A 2,532-nucleotide genomic window follows, 5' to 3' on the forward strand; every position below is an offset into this window, starting at 1 on the left:
CACAAATAGTTTCCCAGTTTAAATGTGAAATAATTTCCGGAAATTAATCTATAGTCAAAGTTTTAAACCGATCAAATCTTCAAGCATGACTTTTTACTTTTGAATAAGTGACTTCCGTGAAACGATATAACAATTAATAATCACCTCTCCCTAAAAGCTATCCCCGATCAGGAACTCCTAAAACCTTTTGATGATAGGAATTCGGGGGGTGGGGAGATGGAGAGGTTGGGGGAGAAAAACCTCTAATTAAATTACGTTTACTCTCCCGAAATATTGATTTAATGGCAAATACATAACTTCTCTGTAATGTCTACGTTTTATGTTAAGTAAAGATGTTTATAAAGCATAGCCATAAAAGGGAGAAGATTGACGCTCAAAAAAAAATCTTTTTTTCCCTAATATAATAGGAGAGCCTTTCAATCAAGGTATTTAATAATTAATAATTAATAATTAATTATTCGGTGAATCAGCAAACCCACTCTGCTGATTTGATAGCAGTATGCTTTTTAGTCCTTGGCAATAATACCAATTGGAAAGAATCTTAAGAATAATAAGCAGCAGTTCAAAGACTTTATATCAGATATATTTTTGATGAAAAAGAGAAACTTTACGGGTCATAAATGAGGTTAAAACTATTTCTACTGACTCCTGACTTCTGACTCCTGACTCCTGTGATACCATAACCATTGTTTAACAAAATTTAATAAAATTATGGCCCGCGATTTAAGAGGATTCCTAAAAATTTTAGAAGACCGAGGACAACTACGGCGAATCAATGCCTTAGTTGACCCTGACCTAGAAATAGCAGAAATTTGTAATCGAATGCTACAAAAAGGTGGCCCTGCTCTCCTATTTGAAAATGTTAAAGGGTCTGACCACTCCATAGCAATAAATCTCTTAGGTACAGAAGAACGAGTATGCTGGGCAATGAATATGGAAAAACCCCAGGAGTTGGAAACCTTGGGTAAAAAATTGGGAATGCTGCAACAACCCAAACCTCCAAAAAAGATTTCCCAAGCTGTAGAATTTGGTAAAGTTCTATTTGATGTGGTTAAGGCAAAACCAGGGCGCGACTTTTTTCCACCTTGTCAACAGGTAATTATTGAAGGGGATGCTCTTGACTTAAACAAAATTCCAATGATTCGCCCCTATCCAGGAGACGCAGGTAAAATTATTACTCTGGGTTTGGTCATTACTAAAGATTGTGAGACAGGTACTCCTAACGTGGGGGTTTATCGGTTACAACTACAGTCTCGTAATACCATGAGTGTACATTGGTTATCTGTCCGTGGTGGAGCGCGACATTTACGGAAGGCTGCGGAAAATGGGAAAAAGTTAGAAATTGCAATTGCTCTGGGAGTAGATCCATTAATTATTATGGCTGCTGCTACTCCAATTCCAGTAGATTTGTCAGAATGGTTATTTGCTGGACTTTATGGTGGTTCGGGTGTGAAATTAAATAAGTGCAAAACTCTAGATTTGGAAGTACCCGCAGATTCAGAATTTGTGCTAGAAGGTACTATTACTCCTGGGGAAGTATTGCCAGATGGCCCCTTTGGCGACCACATGGGTTATTATGGTGGAGTGGAAGATTCTCCGGTAATTAGATTTCACTGCATGACTCACCGGAAAGACCCAATTTATTTAACAACTTTTAGTGGTAGACCTCCTAAAGAAGAGGCAATGATGGCGATCGCTCTGAATCGGATCTATACTCCTATTCTCAGACAGCAAGTTTCAGAAATTGTGGATTTTTTCCTACCGATGGAAGCTCTAAGTTACAAAGCAGCGGTTATTTCTATTAAGAAAGCATATCCAGGTCAAGCAAGACGAGCAGCTTTAGCTTTCTGGAGTGCTTTGCCACAGTTTACTTACACAAAGTTTGTCATTGTAGTAGACGATAGTATCAATATTCGTGACCCGCGTCAAGTAGTTTGGGCAATTAGTTCTAAAGTAGATCCTTCTAGAGATGTGTTTATTTTGCCCAATACCCCTTTCGATAGTTTAGACTTTGCCAGTGAGAAAATTGGTTTAGGTGGTCGGATGGGAATAGATGCGACGACAAAAATTCCCCCTGAGACTGACCATGAGTGGGGTGCAACTTTGGAGTCTGACCCGGATGTAGCTGCAATGGTGGAGAGACGTTGGGGAGAGTATGGGTTGGATGATTTGAAGTTAGGAGAGGTTGACCCGAATTTGTTTGGGTATGAGATTCATTAATTAATTGATAATGGATAATGGATAATGGATAATGGATAATGGATAATTGATAATGGATAATTGATAATTANTTAGGAGAGGTTGACCCGAATTTGTTTGGGTATGAGATTCATTAATTAATTGATAATGGATAATGGATAATGGATAATGGATAATGGATAATTGATAATGGATAATTGATAATTACTTCAGTAGTTTTCAGGTCAATTAACTACATTTCATTGATTAATAATTGATCATGAATAATCAATAATTACTTCAAATTATACAAGCTATATCAACCAATGATTTAGTATTATAATTGTAAGTCAT

The 2,532-nt window shown here is 37.2% G+C and carries 1 protein-coding gene; it reads left to right on the forward strand.

Annotated elements, in window-relative coordinates; genetic code table 11:
- The first annotated feature begins 711 nt into the window (after window positions 1-711).
- Entirely contained in the window at window positions 712-2,220 is a 1,509-nt protein-coding gene (locus AFK68_RS02095) for a UbiD family decarboxylase (protein ID WP_094671247.1), read from the forward strand.
- The last annotated feature ends 312 nt before the right edge of the window (window positions 2,221-2,532 follow it).

The sequence above is a fragment of the Hydrocoleum sp. CS-953 genome (genome assembly GCF_002260545.1).
In the GTDB taxonomy this organism is placed as follows: Bacteria; Cyanobacteriota; Cyanobacteriia; order Cyanobacteriales; family Microcoleaceae; genus Trichodesmium.